At 69.8% G+C, this 16,322-nt stretch carries 16 protein-coding genes; 9 read left to right on the forward strand and 7 right to left on the reverse strand.

The genetic code is table 11. The annotated features are described in order from the left end of the window. Positions 1-161: 161 nt before the first annotated feature. The 9 genes from rpmH to ACZ45T_RS09200 all read left to right on the forward strand — a co-directional run bounded on the left by rpmH (position 162) and on the right by ACZ45T_RS09200 (position 6,629). Positions 162-299, forward strand: coding sequence for a 50S ribosomal protein L34 (gene rpmH / locus ACZ45T_RS09160; RefSeq protein WP_008741645.1), 138 nt, complete (start codon positions 162-164; stop codon positions 297-299). A gap of 21 nt (positions 300-320) precedes the next feature. Further along, a complete protein-coding gene (gene rnpA, locus ACZ45T_RS09165) occupies positions 321-695 on the forward strand; it encodes a ribonuclease P protein component (protein WP_078848045.1) in 375 nt (124 codons plus the stop codon). Then, positions 692-973 (forward strand): membrane protein insertion efficiency factor YidD, encoded by a 282-nt coding sequence (gene yidD / locus ACZ45T_RS09170; RefSeq protein WP_076043740.1) that lies wholly within the window; start codon positions 692-694, stop codon positions 971-973. The genes rnpA and yidD overlap by 4 nt, the downstream gene beginning before the upstream one ends. A 3-nt stretch (positions 974-976) precedes the next feature. Continuing rightward, a complete protein-coding gene (gene yidC / locus ACZ45T_RS09175) occupies positions 977-2,083 on the forward strand; it encodes a membrane protein insertase YidC (protein WP_468439038.1) in 1,107 nt (368 codons plus the stop codon). Positions 2,084-2,098: 15 nt separating this feature from the next. Continuing rightward, positions 2,099-2,611, forward strand: coding sequence for a Jag family protein (locus ACZ45T_RS09180; protein WP_030707720.1), 513 nt, complete (start codon positions 2,099-2,101; stop codon positions 2,609-2,611). Positions 2,612-2,751: 140 nt separating this feature from the next. Further along, the gene (gene rsmG / locus ACZ45T_RS09185; protein WP_468439040.1) at positions 2,752-3,468 is read left to right on the forward strand and encodes a 16S rRNA (guanine(527)-N(7))-methyltransferase RsmG; all 717 of its coding nucleotides are present in this window, start codon (positions 2,752-2,754) and stop codon (positions 3,466-3,468) included. A gap of 264 nt (positions 3,469-3,732) precedes the next feature. Further along, a complete protein-coding gene (locus ACZ45T_RS09190) occupies positions 3,733-4,821 on the forward strand; it encodes a ParA family protein (protein ID WP_468439042.1) in 1,089 nt (362 codons plus the stop codon). Further along, positions 4,818-5,909, forward strand: coding sequence for a ParB/RepB/Spo0J family partition protein (locus ACZ45T_RS09195; protein ID WP_468439044.1), 1,092 nt, complete (start codon positions 4,818-4,820; stop codon positions 5,907-5,909). The genes ACZ45T_RS09190 and ACZ45T_RS09195 overlap by 4 nt, the downstream gene beginning before the upstream one ends. Positions 5,910-6,011: 102 nt before the next feature. After that, a complete protein-coding gene (locus ACZ45T_RS09200) occupies positions 6,012-6,629 on the forward strand; it encodes a GNAT family N-acetyltransferase (RefSeq protein WP_360897092.1) in 618 nt (205 codons plus the stop codon). Between the two features lie 93 nt (positions 6,630-6,722). On the opposite strand, the gene trxA is transcribed toward ACZ45T_RS09200, so the two are convergent. The 7 genes from trxA to ACZ45T_RS09235 all read right to left on the reverse strand — a co-directional run bounded on the left by trxA (position 6,723) and on the right by ACZ45T_RS09235 (position 16,151). Further along, positions 6,723-7,061, reverse strand: a complete 339-nt coding sequence (trxA, locus tag ACZ45T_RS09205) for a thioredoxin (protein ID WP_468439046.1) — start codon at positions 7,059-7,061, stop codon at positions 6,723-6,725. 52 nt (positions 7,062-7,113) lie between these two features. Then, positions 7,114-8,073: a thioredoxin-disulfide reductase gene (trxB, locus tag ACZ45T_RS09210; protein WP_468439048.1), complete on the reverse strand. Its 960-nt coding sequence runs from the start codon at positions 8,071-8,073 to the stop codon at positions 7,114-7,116. A 123-nt stretch (positions 8,074-8,196) separates the two neighbouring features. Beyond that, positions 8,197-9,114 (reverse strand): anti-sigma factor family protein, encoded by a 918-nt coding sequence (locus ACZ45T_RS09215; protein WP_468439050.1) that lies wholly within the window; start codon positions 9,112-9,114, stop codon positions 8,197-8,199. Further along, complete coding sequence (gene sigM / locus ACZ45T_RS09220; protein WP_468439052.1) at positions 9,111-9,806, reverse strand: RNA polymerase sigma factor SigM; 696 nt, start codon at positions 9,804-9,806, stop codon at positions 9,111-9,113. The genes ACZ45T_RS09215 and sigM overlap by 4 nt, the downstream gene beginning before the upstream one ends. Positions 9,807-9,832: 26 nt before the next feature. Next, a complete protein-coding gene (locus tag ACZ45T_RS09225; RefSeq protein WP_468439054.1) occupies positions 9,833-11,548 on the reverse strand; it encodes a serine/threonine protein kinase in 1,716 nt (571 codons plus the stop codon). A 117-nt stretch (positions 11,549-11,665) separates the two neighbouring features. Next, positions 11,666-13,840 carry a murein biosynthesis integral membrane protein MurJ gene (gene murJ, locus ACZ45T_RS09230; protein ID WP_468439056.1) on the reverse strand — a complete coding sequence of 725 codons (2,175 nt, stop codon included), beginning with the start codon at positions 13,838-13,840 and terminating at the stop codon, positions 11,666-11,668. Positions 13,841-13,886: 46 nt separating this feature from the next. Next, positions 13,887-16,151, reverse strand: coding sequence for a DUF6049 family protein (locus ACZ45T_RS09235; RefSeq protein ID WP_468439058.1), 2,265 nt, complete (start codon positions 16,149-16,151; stop codon positions 13,887-13,889). Between the last annotated feature and the right edge of the window lie 171 nt (positions 16,152-16,322).

Consider the following 16,322-nt stretch of genomic DNA (forward strand, 5'->3'; position numbering starts at 1 on the left):
GAGTTGTCGATGGCTGCTGCCGCCTGCCTACCGATGGGCGAAGGTCACTGATAGTGATCATTTAGCGGTGCCACTCGGGCGAACACGCGAGTTTCCTCGTGGGCGCACGGTGACAGCCAGGCGATGTCCCGCCACAACGATTCATTCTCTGGAGCCCCCGAGTGAGCAAGCGCACCTTCCAGCCGAACAACCGCCGTCGTGCCAAGACCCACGGCTTCCGCCTGCGGATGCGTACCCGTGCCGGTCGCGCGATCCTCGCGAACCGTCGTGGCAAGGGCCGCGCCGCCCTTTCCGCGTAACAACACGCAGGTCGTGACGTCGTGCTGTCTCCCGAGAATCGGCTGAGGCGGCGCGAGGACTTCGCGAGCGCGGTACGTCGAGGTCGTCGGGCTGGTCGCCCGCTCCTCGTCGTCCACCTACGCACAAGCGGTGCAACGGACCCGCACGAGTCGGGGGAGATCGATCCCTCGTCGCGTGCGGGTTTCGTCGTCAGCAAGGCTGTCGGCAATGCCGTCATACGTAACCGGGTGAAGCGGCGTCTGCGCCATCTGGTCCGGGAGCGGCTGTCTCAGCTGCCCGCCGGTAGCCTGGTGGTGGTACGTGCGTTGCCCGGAGCGGGTGATGCCGGCCCCGACGAACTGGCCCGGGACCTGGATGCCGCTCTGGTGCGGCTCCTGGGAGGCGTGGCTCGATGAAGTACCCGCTGCTCGCTTTGATCAAGCTGTACCAGTGGACGATCAGTCCGCTGCTCGGCCCGGTGTGCCGGTACTACCCGTCGTGTTCGCACTACGGGTACACGGCCATCGACCGGCATGGTGCGGTGAAGGGGACGGCTCTGACCGCCTGGCGGATCCTGCGGTGCAATCCGTGGTCCCCGGGTGGTGTGGACCATGTCCCACCTCGTAAACGCCCGCGTTGGCACGAGCAGCTGCGCAGTGCGTTGCGTAGATCTCGCAATGCTCAAGGAGCCTGATTAGTGGACACGATTGCCAGTCTGTTCAGCTTTATCACCACACCCGTCTCGTGGATCATCGTCCAGTTCCACAAGCTGTACGGGGCGGTCTTCGGTGCGGACAGTGGGTGGGCCTGGGGCCTGTCCATCGTGTCCCTGGTGATCCTGATCCGCATCTGTCTGATCCCGCTCTTCGTGAAGCAGATCAAGGCGACGCGAGGCATGCAGGCGCTCCAGCCGAAGATGAAGGCGATCCAGGAGCGCTACAAGAACGACAAGCAGCGCCAGTCCGAAGAGATGATGAAGCTCTACAAGGAGACGGGTACCAACCCGCTCTCCTCGTGTCTTCCCATCCTGGCGCAGTCCCCGTTCTTCTTCGCGCTGTACCACGTGCTCGCGAGCATCGCCAACGGCGACAAGATCGGCTACATCGACGGTCCGCTCCTGGACAGTGCGCGTGAGGCCCACATCTTCGGCGCCCCGCTGGCGGCCAAGTTCATGGACAGCTCCGAGAAGGTCGCTGCCCTGGGCGCTTCGATCACCGATGTGCGGATCGTCACCGCCGTCATGATCGTCATGATGTCGCTGTCGCAGTTCTACACCCAGCGTCAGCTGATGCAGAAGAACGTGGACCTGTCGGTCAAGACGCCGTTCATGCAGCAGCAGAAGATGCTGATGTACATCTTCCCCGTGATCTTCGCGGTCATGGGCATCAACTTCCCCGTCGGTGTTCTCGTCTACTGGCTGACCACGAACGTGTGGACCATGGGTCAGCAGATGTACGTGATCAACCAGAACCCGACGCCGGGCAGCAAGGCGCAGGACCAGTACCTGACCCGCCTGCTGAAGCACATCAGCTCGCACGGTGACGTCAAGGGCCGGGGCAAGAAGAAGATCGTCGCGGCGATCGTGGCCAAGGGCCCGGACCGCAACGACAACGAGCGCAAGTTCATCACGGCGCTGACGAAGCAGGGCATGGCTGCCCAGCCGGACGGTTCCGTGACCAAGAGTTCCGAGGCCACGGCAGACTCGGATGCGGCGAGCGGCGGTGGCGCCGCGAAGCGGCAGCAGCCGAAGCGGCAGTCGAAGTCGCAGCGCCAGACGCCCAGCAAGCCCTCTCCCAAGAAGTAAGAAGGAGTCCCTCCCGTGACGGAAGGCACCACCACCGCCGCCGCTGAGAGTGGCGACACCCTGACCCGCCTCGAGCAGGAGGGTGAGATCGCGGCCGACTACCTCGAGGGTCTGCTGGACATCGCCGACCTGGACGGCGACATCGACATGGACGTCGAGGCCGACCGGGCCGCGGTGTCGATCGTCAGTGACTCGGCCAGCCGTGATCTGCAGAAGCTCGTGGGCCGCGACGGTGAGGTTCTGGAGGCTCTTCAGGAGCTGACGCGCCTCGCCGTGCACCGGGAGACCGGGGACCGCAGCCGGCTGATGCTGGACATCGCCGGGTTCCGTGCGAAGAAGCGCGAGGAGCTGGCGGCGCTGGGCGCCCAGGCGGCGGCGGATGTGAAGGCGTCCGGTGAGCCGATGAAGCTGGCTCCGATGACGCCGTTCGAGCGGAAGGTCGTCCACGACGCCGTGGCGGCCGCCGGTCTGCGGAGCGAGTCCGAGGGCGAGGAGCCGCAGCGCTTCGTCGTTGTGCTCCCGGCCTGATCGGTAGCGAGAGTATTCGGCCCCGTCTGTGTCGCAGGCGGGGCCGATGTTTGTCAGCCTGGCATGTGAACGACGTGGCATGACGCGGCATCGTGAAGACGTGGTTTTTCAGAACCATGCGGTACGGAAGGACGGTCCCCGTGACGGAGGCAGCTGAGCTTCCCCCGGCGCCTGAAGAGGCGCGCGCGGTGTTCGGTGAGTTTTTCCCGGAAGCTGTGCGGTATGCGGAGCTGCTGGCGGACGCGGGAGTCAAGCGGGGCCTGATCGGGCCGCGTGAGGTCCCGCGGCTGTGGGAGCGGCACCTGCTGAACTGCGCTGTGCTGTCGGAGGTGGTGCCCCAGGGCGTCACCGTGTGCGATGTGGGTTCGGGTGCGGGTCTGCCCGGTATCCCGCTGGCTCTGGTGCGCCGTGATCTGAAGATCACGTTGCTCGAGCCGCTGCTGCGGCGGACGACTTTCCTCCAGGAGGCCGTGGAGCTGCTGGGCCTGGACCACGTGACGGTGATGCGCGGGCGGGCCGAGGAGGTTCTGGGCAAGCTGCAGCCGGTGCACGTGGTGACGGCGCGTGCGGTGGCTCCGCTGGACCGGCTGGCCGGCTGGGGCGTGCCCCTGCTGCGTCCGTACGGGGAGATGCTGGCGCTGAAGGGCGACACCGCCGATGAGGAGCTGGTGTCGGCGAAGACCGCGCTGGCGAAGCTGGGTGTGGTGAAGACCTCGGTGCTGCATGTGGGCGAGGGTCTGGTGGATCCGTTGTCGACGGTGGTGCGGGTCGAGGTCGGGGAGAGCCCCGGTGGGGTGAGGTTCGCGGCCAAGCGGGCTAAGGCGGCCCGCGTGGGACGCGTCCGTCGGCGCCGTTGATTGCCTGATGTATGGGGTTCGGGCGGAGATTTCATCCGTGTTGGGCCCTATAGGTATGGATTTCGGAGTGTCGTAGCGGCCTGAAGACTCCGTCCGGGCATCGTGTTTCACGTGAAACGTCGCTCTCTGCTGCACGGAATCATCAGCCGCGGTCGTGCGGCTGCGTCCCCCCGCCTCCGCAAGGACGGAAGGGGGACGGAGTTGTCCACATCGGTGGATTCATCCACAGGAGTACGGGCCCCGCTGGTTCGCGACCCCGGTGACATGGCAGGCTCTGTTCATCGCGAGCCTGATGTCGAGGAGAGTGACACCGTGCGGTCCGACGCCAACCTCGCGGGGCCGATGGCCGATCCGGTCCCCGGTCCCCGCTCTGAATCGGCGGGTGAGGATGTTTCACGTGAAACATTGCCTCCGCCCCTTGTAGACAACGACACCCCCATCGGCCGAGCCGCCCAGCTGGCCGTGGAGGCGCTGGGGCGTGCCGGTGAGGGCCTGCCCCGGCCGGAGCAGACCCGGGTCATCGTGGTGGCCAACCAGAAGGGCGGCGTGGGCAAGACCACGACGACCGTGAATCTGGCGGCCTCGCTGGCCCTGCACGGAGCGCGGGTCCTGGTGGTCGACCTCGACCCGCAGGGCAACGCGTCCACGGCGTTGGGCATCGACCACCACGCGGACGTGCCGTCGATCTACGACGTGCTGGTCGACAGCCGGCCCCTGCTGGAGGTCGTTCAGCCGGTGGTGGACGTGGAGGGGCTCTTCTGTGCTCCGGCCACGATCGATCTGGCGGGTGCGGAGATCGAGCTGGTGTCGCTCGTGGCGCGGGAGAGCCGGCTGCAGCGGGCGATCCAGGCGTACGAGCAGCCTCTCGACTACATCCTGATCGACTGCCCGCCCTCGCTCGGGCTGCTGACGGTGAACGCGCTGGTGGCCGGCGCGGAGGTGCTGATCCCGATCCAGTGCGAGTACTACGCGCTGGAGGGTCTGGGGCAGCTGCTGCGCAATGTCGATCTGGTGCGGGCCCACCTCAACCCGACGCTGCACGTGTCGACCATCCTGCTGACGATGTACGACGGCAGGACCCGGCTGGCCTCGCAGGTGGCGGAGGAGGTGCGCAGCCACTTCGGCAAGGAGGTGCTGCGGACGAGCATCCCGCGGTCGGTGCGCATTTCCGAGGCGCCGAGCTATGGGCAGACGGTGCTCACGTATGACCCGGGTTCCAGTGGTTCCCTCTCCTATCTGGAGGCGGCGCGAGAGATCGCGTTCCGGGGGGTCGGAATGCAGTACGACGCCCAGCACGCCCATCTGGGCGCGGGCATGAACAGCACGCAGAGTGTGGCGGAGGGGAACCAGTGAGTGAGCGACGTAGGGGTCTGGGGCGGGGGCTCGGTGCGCTGATTCCCGCGGCTCCGCAGGAGAAGACGCCGCCGGTGATCAGTGCCGGGTCGACGTCTCCGTCGTCGGTGCCGGTGATGACGTCGGAGCGTGGGATCGCCGCGGCGAAGCTCGCTTCGTTGGCGCAGGCCGATGTTTCACGTGAAACATCGCTCGCCGTCGTCCCGGTGCAAGAGCCGGAGCCGGCGGTGGCCGAGGCCAATGTGGTGGCGGGAGCCACGTTCGCGGAGCTTCCGATGGACGCGATCACGCCGAATCCGCGGCAGCCGCGTGAGGTGTTCGACGAGGACGCGCTGGCCGAGCTGGTGACCTCCATCCAGGAGGTGGGTCTGCTCCAGCCGGTGGTGGTGCGGCAGTCGGCTCCGGGCCGCTATGAGCTGATCATGGGCGAGCGGCGTTGGCGTGCGTGCCGGGAGGCCGGGCTCGAGGCCATTCCGGCGATCATCCGGGCGACGGACGACGAGAAGCTGCTGCTGGACGCGCTGCTGGAGAACCTGCACCGGGCTCAGCTGAATCCGCTGGAGGAGGCTGCGGCGTACGACCAGCTGCTGCGGGACTTCAGCTGTACGCATGACCAGCTGGCGGACCGGATCGGGCGTTCGCGTCCGCAGGTGTCGAACACGCTGCGGCTGCTGAAGCTGTCGCCGTCGGTGCAGCGCCGGGTGGCTGCGGGCGTGCTCTCGGCGGGGCACGCGCGGGCGCTGCTTTCGGTGGAGGACTCCGAGGAGCAGGACCGGCTGGCGCACCGGATCGTGGCCGAGGGGCTGTCGGTGCGTGCGGTCGAGGAGATCGTGACGCTGATGGCCTCCGAGCCGTCCAGCACGGTGAAGCCGAAGGGTCCGCGGGCGGGTGCCCGGGTGGCTCCGGCGCTCAGTGAGCTGGCGACGCGGCTGTCGGACCGGTTCGAGACGCGGGTGAAGGTGGATCTGGGCCAGAAGAAGGGCAAGATCACCGTCGAGTTCGCGTCGATGGAGGATCTGGAGCGGATTTTGGGGACGCTGGCGCCGGGCGAGGGCCGGGTGTTGGAGCAGGGTCTTTCCGGGGAGTGATCCCCGGGCCGCCGAGGGGCGGATCGTGTCGGTGCGAACCGGCGCGGTCCGCCCCTTCGCTTTGCTGTCGAAGAACGAGGGGCCAGTGGATACGATGCGGTCATGGGTCGTCGGCTGGTACCGCTCACGCTGGACAACCTCCAGGACTTGCCGCGTCGTTGCCGGTCCTGTGTGTTCTGGGAGCTGGATCCGGTGAGTGGTGAGGCCGCTGTGAAGGCGGGTACGCCGGCACTGGAGAAGGAGGCGTGGATCTCCGCTGTCCTTCTGGAGTGGGGATCATGTGGCCGCGTGGTCTATGTGGACGATGTTCCGGTGGGGTTCGTGCTGTACGCGCCGCCGGCTTACGTTCCGCGGGCCACCGCGTTTCCGACCAGTCCGGTCTCGCCGGATGCGGTGCAGCTGATCACCGCGTGGATCATGCCGGGATATCAGGGGCAGGGTCTGGGACGGGTCATGGTCCAGACGGTGGCGAAGGATCTGCTGCGGCGGGGGTTCCGGGCGATCGAGGCGTTCGGGGACGCGCGCTGGGACGGGCCGGCGTGTCTGCTGCCCGCGGACCATCTCCTGGCGGTGGGCTTCAAGACCGTACGGCCTCATCCGGCGCATCCGCGGCTGCGCCTGGAGCTGAGGTCGACGCTGTCCTGGAAAGAGGACGTGGAGCTGGCGTTGGACCGGCTGTTGGGTGCGGCGCGCAAGGAGCCCGCGCTGCGTCCGCTGTGAGCCGGATGCGCGAAACGGGGCCGCCCCAGGGAAGGGGCGGCCCCGTTTCACGTGAAACTCCCCCAGCTACCGCTGGGAGGGGCCCTCAGCGCCTCAGGCCTTGACCTCGACGAAGTCGGAGAGGTCGCGCAGGATGGCGGCCTTCGGCTTCGCGCCGACGATGGTCTTGGCGACCTCGCCGCCCTGGTAGACGTTCAGCGTCGGGATGGACATGACGCCGTACTTGGCGGCCGTGGCCGGGTTCTCGTCGATGTTGAGCTTGACGATCTCGATCTGGTCGCCGTACTCGGCGGCGATGGCCTCGAGGGACGGCGCGATCTGGCGGCACGGTCCGCACCAGGCGGCCCAGAAGTCCACCAGTACGGGCTTGTCGCTCCTGAGGACCTCGGCGTCGAAGTCAGCGTCGGTCACATTCTTGAGGGTGCCGGCCACAGCGGCCTCCTTCTTCATTCCTGCGGGGTGTGGGGTGGGGCTGGTGCGGGGGTCAGGCGGTCGCGTGGGCCTTCTCGGCGTCCGCGAGGGCGGCGAGGAAGCGCTCGGCGTCCAGGGCGGCGGAGCAACCGGTGCCCGCGGCCGTGATGGCCTGACGGTACGTGTGGTCCACGACGTCGCCGGCGCCGAACACGCCGGTGACGCTGGTCCGGGTGGAGGGGGCGTCGACCTTGAGGTAGCCCTCGTCGTCGAGGTCGAGCTGGTCCTTGAAGAGTTCGGTGCGCGGGTCGTGGCCGACGGCGATGAAGAGGCCGGTCACGGGCAGCTCGGAGGTCTCACCGGTCTTGGTGTTGCGCAGGGTGAGGCCGGAGAGCTTCTGCTCGCCGTGGATCTCGGCGACCTCGCTGTCCCAGGCGAACTTGATCTTGGGGTCGGCGAAGGCGCGGTCCTGCATGGCCTTGGAGGCGCGCAGGCTGTCGCGGCGGTGGACGATCGTGACGGACTTGGCGAACCGGGAGAGGAAGGTTGCTTCCTCGATCGCGGTGTCGCCGCCGCCGACGACGGCGATGTCGTGGTCCTTGAAGAAGAACCCGTCGCAGGTGGCGCACCAGGAGACACCGCGGCCGGAGAGGGCATCCTCGTTGGGCAGGCCGAGCTTGCGGTGCTGGGAGCCGGTGGTGACGATGACGGCCTTGGCGCGGTGCACGGTGCCGGCGGTGTCGGTGACGGTCTTGATGTCACCGCTCAGGTCCACGGCCACGACGTCGTCCGGGACCAGCTCGGCGCCGAAGCGCTCTGCCTGGCCGCGCATGTTGTCCATGAGGTCCGGGCCCATGATGCCGTCCTGGAACCCCGGGAAGTTCTCCACCTCGGTGGTGTTCATCAGGGCGCCACCCGCGGTGACGGCGCCTTCGAAGACCAGAGGCTTGAGCGAAGCGCGTGCCGTGTACAGGGCGGCCGTGTAGCCGGCCGGCCCGGAGCCGATGATGATCACGTTTCGGACGTCGCTCACGGGTTTCTTCCTCGTTTCTGCGGACTGCGTGCTGCCTACCGGGGGCCGGTGCGGACTCTCACCCCACCCAACGGATCCTACGGCGCATGCATTCCCCAACTGCCCCGGTACGGCCTGATCGGGTCAGCCGCGCGGATAGGTGCTCGTCAGGAGGACCTTCCCGGGGGTGGTGGAGGCGGTGTTCTCACAGCTGGTGTCCACGAGGTAGGCGTCCACGCGTGCGGAGTCGTCCGGGTGCGGCAGGACGAGGAGGTAGACGGCGGTGCCCTGGTAGGTGCCGCGTTCGGAGGCGAGCGGGGCGTCGGCGTGGCCGGTGGCTTCCTGGACGCACGGCGGGACGGGGGGGAGCGCCCGCTGGTCGCCGGGGGAGGTGTTCTCCATCCCGTAGGTGTTGTTCTGTTCGCCCGGGACGGTCTTGGTGGTTTGTCTCTGGGCGAGGAGCTGCTGGACGTTGTCCCGGAGTCCTTGTGCGGTGTAGTCGCCGCCGTTGGCGGCGGTGACGGGGGAACGGCCGGTGGAGTCCGAGGCCTTGGTGCCGGCGGAGGTGTCGCCGGTGGGGGTGCCGGTGAGGTCGCCGAACAGGAAGAGGCCGAGGGCGCAGGCGGCGGCTCCGGCCAGGCCGCTGAGGACGGCGATCCGGCGGCGGGCGCGGCGCCGCCCGGGGCCGGTTGGGCCGGTCGGGTGACCCGCGGGCGATGTTTCACGTGAAACATCGCGGCCGGTGGTGCGCGGCCGGGGGGCCGGGGCGGCCTGGTCGCGGGGCTGGGTGGCGTCGAGGAGTGCCTCGGCGGCGAGGGCCGCGTCGATGCGGCCTGCGATGTCGGCGGGCATCCGGGCGGGTCCCGGGAGGGTGCCGAGGAGGGAGCGGATCTCCTCCAGGGAGGCGAGGACGTCGGCGCACAGGGCGCAGGCGCCGAGGTGGCGGCGGACTTCGGCCGTGCGGGACGGGGAGAGGAGTCCTTCGGTGAGGTCGGAGATCTCCGAGACGTCCGGGTGCCTGATCGTGCCCGTCGTGCCGGTCGTGCTCGTCGGGGGGGTCACGGTCGTCCACCTCCGCCCTTCACAGCGTCTGGGTCTGGATGCCTGGGTTCTGCCGCTGGTGGGACGGGTGTCCCCGGCGTCCGGTTCCTTCCCCGCTCGGCGGCGGTGTTATCCCCGGCATTCGTGCGCAGATGAGTGAGGAGCGGGACGAGTTTCGCCCGGCCGCGTGCGCACCGGCTCTTCACGGTGCCGGTGGGGACGCCGAGGAGGTGAGCGGCCTCGGCGACGGGGTATCCCTGCATGTCGACGAGGACGAGGGCGGCCCGTTGTTCGGCCGGGAGGGTGCCGAGGGCGGCCAGGAGCTGGCGGTGGAGGTCCTGGCGCTCCGCGGGGGCCTCGGCGGACTCGTGGGGCTCCAGGAGGCGCTCCAGGCGGTCCGTGTCGTCGAGGGGAGCGGTCCTGCGGGAGGCGGCCTTGCGGGCGCGGTCGAGGCAGGCGTTGACGGTGATGCGGTGCAGCCAGGTGGTGACGGCGGATTCCCCGCGGAAGGTGTGGGCGGCCCGGTAGGCCGATACGAGGGCGTCCTGCACGGCGTCGGCGGCCTCCTCCCGGTCGCCGAGCGTCCGCAGGGCCACGGCCCACAGCCGGTCCCGGTGCCGCCGCACGAGCTCCCCGAAGGCGTCGGGGTCCCCGGCGACGTGCAGCGCCAGGAGTTCCTGGTCGCTGCCGCCGCCGGGCGTCGTGTCATCCAACGGTGAGCCCCTCCCCGGTAGTGCGGTCAGCCCGAAAACTTCACGTCCGTGATGCCCTGCTTGAAGCCGGCGCCGCTGAACTCGTCCTGTGGGGCTGAAGGCATGGCGGTGATCCACAGGAGCACGTACCGCGTCTTGACCGGTTTCTCGGCGGTCACCTGGAGGGCGGTCTCCGAGGTGGTCGCGCCGGCGATCTTCGTCATGGCGCTGACGGAGCCCTTGGGGGACTTGTCGGTGGCGTACAGCGTGAGGGTGGTGCGGTCGCCGCCGTACTTCAGCGCTATCGATGCCGCGCTGACGTCCTGCTCGGAGCCGAGATCGTAGACGATGCCGAGGCCGTCCTTGATCTTCACTTCGGGGCCGTCGTAGTAGCTCCGGGTGCGCCAGTAGGTGGTGGCGTCTCCGTCGTAGGTGTTCGAGACACCACTGGCGTCCTGTGGGTTGCCGTCGGGGAAGTACTCCTGGGCTCCCTTGACCGCCAGCGGAGTGGGCTCCTTCTTCTCCCCGTTGTCGTCGGTGCCCGGCTTGGTGTTGTTGGTGCCGCTGTTGCCCTTCCGGGTTTTGTGGTCCAGGAGGGCGTCGGCCAGCTGCCAGCTGCCCAGGCCGAGGGCGGCGATCAGGAGGGCGGCGACGCCCCACTTGAGGGCGCGGCCGGTACGGCTCTGCAGGGGCGGCGGCGGGGGGACCGGCAGGCTCTGGGCGGCGGTCACGCCGGGCGGCGTGGGGCGGCCGTAGTTGCCCTGCTGGTAGGTGGTGTGCTGGTACTCGGGCGGGGCCGTGAAGGCGGGCTCCGGCGGCCGGATGCGGGGCATCGCCGCCACGGCCTTGGCCAGCTCCTCAGGGGTGGTGCAGGGGGGCTCCTGACGGGAGGCGGTGGCCCCGTCGTTGGCGAGTGCGCGCATGGCGAGCTCGCCCAGGCCCCGGTGGACACCTGCGCGGACCTGGTCGGGGGCGATCAGGCCCACGCCCTTGGGCAGGCCGGTGAGGCCGTACGCGTCGTCCTCGTACGGCCAGCGCTGGGTGAGGGCGGCGTACAGCAGGGCGCCGATCGCCTCGGTGTCGGCGCGCTGCGGGGTGTCGCTGGTGATACCGCGCAGGGCGGCGTTCACGGCGAGGCCGCGGATGCGGTACTGGCCCGTGGAGGTGCGCAGTATCGCGCTGGGCGTCAGCCGCAGATGGGCCAGGCCCTCGCGGTGTGCGGCGGCCATCGCCTGGGAGATCTGGCTGACGAGCTGGTAGGCCTCGTGGGCCTCCAGGGGGCCCGCCGCGAGGAGCGCGGTGAGTTCGGTGGCATCGGGCAGCCACTCGTGGACGACGTAGACGAGGTCGTTCTCCTCCACGGCGTCCAGGACTTGGACGAACCGGGGGTCGCCGAGGAGGGCGGAGGAGCGTGCGGCGGCCAGGACGGAGCGTGCCCGCGCGTGGTCGGCGGGCATCAGGTGGACGCCCACGGCCCGGCGCAGTTTCTCGTCCATAGCGCGCCAGCTGCTGAATCCGTCCACACGGGTGACGCACTCTTCCAGCCGGTAGCGTCTGGCGAGCTTGTGGCCGCTGTGGAGTTCGGGTGCGGCCGCAGGGGCCGCGTTGGTGCGTTCGCCGTCCTTGTCGGGCATGGGTCCGTCCGCGGCTCGTCCGTTCTGGGTGTCCACCCCGTCGGACGTGGCCTTTGCCGCCTGAGCGGCCAGCGGCTCATCGCCGCTGTTGTCGGCCACGTCGACGGCAGCCGTGCTACGTTCCGCCACCGTCGTTCCTGCCTCCCCATCCGTTGCGCGCTGTAGGCCAGCCTGCGAAGCCATGCCAATTGTGCCCACAGTCCGACGCTATGCACGACACACGAAAGGGGGCGACGGTTGTGCGCATCAGCGCCCCAAACGTCCGCGGACCATTCCGACCATCGCGTTGAGCTCTTCGATCCGCATGCGCTTGGCGGCGATGAGGAACACGGCCGCCAGGGCGAGGCCGCCGGCGACGAGGGCGGCGGCGGAGCCGGCGACTCCGCTGCCCAGCCACTGGGTGACCCCGTAGGCGGCGGCGCCCGCGACGGCGGCGGCGGGGACGCAGGCGCCGGTGAGGCGGGCGTAGGTGCGCATCACGTGGGCGCCGTCGAGGTCGCCGCCGAGGCGGGTCTTCAGGCGGCGCCAGGCGACGCCGACGCCGACGGTGTAGCCGAGGCCGTATGCGGCGGCCATGCCGACGACGGCCCACCGGGCGGGGAGCACGAAGAAGGAGGCGGCGGAGACCGCGGCGTTGACGGCGGCGACGATGACGGTGTTGTAGAAGGGCGTCCGGGTGTCCTCGTAGGCGTAGAAGCCGCGCAGGACGACGTACTGGACGGAGTAGGGGATCAGTCCGAGGCCGAAGGCCATCAGGACGTAGCCGATGTTCTGGGCGCCGGCGCCGGAGCCGGCGTAGAGCAGGGTGGCCATGGGGACGCCGAGGGCCAGGAACGCGAAGGCGCAGGGCACGATCGCGACGGCGGAGGTGCGCAGCCCGTAGGAGATGTCGTCGCGGACGGCGGCGGCGTCCCCGTCGTGGGCGGAGCGGGAGATGCGGGGCAGTACGGCCGTCATGACGGAGACGGTGATGATGGCCTGCGGCATCTGCCACAGCAGCAGCGCGTAGTTGTAGGCGGTGATGCCGGTGCCGGGGTGGCCCTGCTTCTCGGCGACGGAGCCGGCCCAGGTGGCGAGCTGGGTGACGACGACGAGGCCGATCTGGTTGGCGAGGACGAAGAAGAACGTCCACTTGGCGAGGCGGGCGGCCCTGCCGAGGCCGTGGCCCTTCCAGTCGAAGCGCAGGCGCGGCCTGAAGCCCGCGTCGCGCAGGTAGGGCAGCATCGCGAGGGCCTGGACGGTGAGGCCGAGCAGGGTGCCCAGACCCAGGAGGCGCACGCCGTCGGAGGTGACGGTGGTGGCGTTGACGCCGGAGGTGGTGAAGCCGCCGAAGGCCCAGATGAAGGCGCCGAAGGTGGCGATGACGACGATGTTGTTGAGGACGGGGGTCCACATCATCGCGCCGAAGCGGCCGCGGGCGTTGAGGATCTGACCGAGGACCACGTGGACGCCCATGAAGAACATGGTGGGCAGGCAGTAGCGGGCGAAGGCGACCGCGACGTCCATCTGCTGGGGGTCGGAGGCGATCTTCGGCGACATCATCGTGATGAACACCGGTGCGGCCAGGACGCAGATGGTGGTGATGGCGGCCAGCAGGACCACGACGAGGGTCAGCAGCCGGTTGGCGTACGCCTCTCCCCCGTCGTCGTCGTTCTTCATGGCGCGGACCAGCTGCGGGATGAAGACGGCGTTGAGGGCGCCGCCGCCGACCAGCACGTAGATCATCGTGGGCAGGGTGTTGGCGATCTGGTACGTGTCGTTGAAGGTGCCGACGCCGATGGCGCCCGCGATGACCAGGGTCCGCAGGAAGCCGGTGATGCGGGAGACGATCGTGCCGGCGGCCATGAGCGCGCTGGACTTGAGGAGGCTGGAGGCGCGGCCGGCGGGCTTGCTCGGGGCCGGGGTGGCGACGGGGGCGTCCTCGGCGGGGGTGCGGGGGGCCGCCTCCTGGTCCCGGTAGAGGTGCGCGAAGGCGTCGGGTTCGGGCTGCTCGTCCGATGCCTTGGTGACGAGGGAGTCCACGCCCACGAACTGGGTGGTGGTGGCGTGGTCGCCGTACGGCAGGTGGCGGGAGGGGCCGTCCGGCTCGGGGGGCGGGGTCTGGGCCCAGACGCGGGGGTCGGGGGAGTACGAGGGCGCGGTCGGCGCCGCGTAGAGCGGGCCGGGCTCCTGGTAGGTGCCGGGCGGCGGCGGGGGGTGGGACGCCCGGTCGTAGAGGACCTCGGCGACGGGGTCCTGGGCGGACAGGTCCTGGGACCGGTACGGGTCGTGGTCGTAGGCGTCCTGGACGTACGGGTCGTGGTCCGGCGCGGGCGCGGGCGCGGGAACCTGCCCGGGCACCGGAGTGCCCGGGGCAGTGCCCTGGGAGGGCGCGGGCCCACCAGTGCCCTGCGCGCGGTCACCGTCGTACTGCGCGTTCATCGAAACCCCACCTCATCGTCCCCAGGCCGACCGGCCACGGCGTCGCTCAACGGTCCACTGTCTCACCCGTGCCGGACCCGTCGGTGCTTTGCGGTCCGGTGTCCGGGGACTCGTCACTCGGCTGCGTGTTCTCCTCGGCGGCCGCGCGTGCGGCGACGCGCTTGCGGCTGGCGTACATCTTGATGCCTGCCAGGACCAGGAGGAGCACGCCGCCGGCGATCACGAGCATGACGGTGGGGGTGATCTCGGTGGCCTCGACGGTGAACCTGCGTTCCTTGCCGTAGGGGACGCCGTCCTTGGTGTAGAGCTGCGCGGTGACCTCGACGGGGCCGCTCGCGGTGGCGTTGGCCGGGAATTTGAACGTCTGGGTGTGGTCGCCCTGGACCGTGACCTGCTGCTCTGCCTCGCCGCTGTTGCCGAACATCAGGCGGGTCGGGTTGGCGGACTTCACCCGCAGGACGAGGTCGTGCACGTCCTGGACGAGGCTGTTCTGGACGCTGATCGGGATGGTGGCGCTGTGTCCGGACAGCGTGGCGTCGGACTTGGGGATGACCTTGACCTTCTCGGTGAGGCCGATCAGGTAGGCCTGCACCTGGTCGCGGTAGACGCGGCCCTCCTCGGGGCGCCCGCGCCAGGAGGTGGACATCTCCCGGTTGGTGGTGTTGCCGAAGGGGATCTCCACGCGGTCGGGCGCGGCGAGGATCACCTTGAAGTGGTCGAGGGTGTTCTGCGTGGTGCGGATCTTCTCGAAGGCCGACACCGGCATCTCCTGCTTGCGCAGGGCCTCGGGGTACTGCCCGGCGCCCGGCACCTGGGTGGTGGCCCGGGGATCCGGCTTGGCCGCGGCCGCTGCTTCGAGGTCGCCGTTCTGGGTCCAGCGGCCCGCCTGGAGGCCGCGTACGGCGGCGGCCATCGTCTGGACCTGGCTGACGCTGGGCATCCGCTGCGGGGCGACGACGAAGCTGCGCTGTTCGTCGGTCTTCTGCAGGTTGAGGGCGAGGCTGTGGGCGAGGAACCGCTGCACGGCGAGGGTGGCGTTCCCGGCGTTCAGCATGTCGCCCTCGAAGGCGGTGGACAGCTCGGCGTCCGCGACGACGGCGGTGGTGCCGGCGCCGATGGGCCGGGCGGCGGAGGGCGTGTAGCCGAGGGCTCCGCTCTCCACGAGGCTGTCGCTGCGGGTGAGGACGCTGTGGGCGCCGGCCGAGGTGGCGACGTTGACGATCGAGGGGTCGATGGCGCCGTCCACGGGCCAGGAGAAGTCGGTCGACGCGGAGACGTGCAGGACGGTCTCGACGGCCTGCTTCGCCTTGTCGGTGGCGGGGCGCAGCTGGCCCAGGGTGCCCGAGACGTCCTTGCCGTGGTGGGCGAGGGAGGCGAGGTCGGGGTCGGCGAAGGGCAGGGCGACGACCTTCTTGCCCTGGACGGCGGCTTCCAGGGAGCTCAGCCACTGCTCGGCGACGGCCTTGTTCTTGCCCTGGACCGGCTTGCCGCCCGGGGTGCGGACCCGGTAGCCCTTGGTCATGGCGTCGACCGTGTAGAGCAGGTCGGGGTCGATGACCCAGGTGATCGGCAGCTCTTTGCCGAGGGTGACCATCTGTTCCAGGCGGCCGCCCGCCTTGAGTTCGTCGGCGAGGGAGTCGTCGAGGAAGACGGGGGTCTGGAGCTCGTCGGAGCCGGTCTCCGCCGTCACGCGGGTGGTGGAGATCAGCGGCCACGCGTAGGCGAGCTGGGAGCGCTTGGCGGCGGCCTCGGGCTGCCAGGGCAGGAAGGTCCGCTTGATGCCCAGGACCTGTTCGGACGGGCGGCTCTCGGTCACCCCGGACAGGGAGACGCCGAGCTGGTAGACGCCGTCCTTGTCCAGCTCCAGCTTGTTCACCGGGACGGTGAGGGTGAACTCCTGGCTGACCTTCGACGGCAGCGAGGCGATCTTCACTGCGTGGGCCGGGTCGATCTCGCCGGGGTCGATGCCGGCCCGGAAACCGGTGCGGTCGGCCGCCTCGTCGATCGAGGACCGGTCCGCGAGGACGGGTCCCACCCGCAGGCCCACGTGGGCGTCGTTGATCGTTTCGGGGCCGTTGTTGACCACGGTGCCCTGGATGGTCAGCGTGTCGCCCTTGACCGGTGAGGCGGGGGCCATGGAGGTCAGCTGGACGTCGACCGAGGAGGCCTGCGCGGCTTCGGCCTTCGGGGCGGGAGAGTAGACCAGAGCGGCGAGCACGGGCGTCCCGGCGAGCAGGACGATCGTGCGCCGCAGCCATCGGCGCCGGACAGGAGCGGGGGACGCCCCCTGGATGTCTGCCGCCTCGGCCACGCGCTAGCCCGTCCCTCGAAGTGTCAGTGGTCGTCTTTTGTGCGTCCACGCATGGTAACGAGGCCCGCTGTGTGCGAGTGCCGCGCCTTGCTCCACATGATCGGCTCAGCCCGGGGGCGGCCGTGGACCGGGGTCGCCGCAAAACGGTGAAGCCCCGGGCGGGCCGGGCAC

The sequence above is a fragment of the Streptomyces sp. NPDC030995 genome (genome assembly GCF_055571215.1).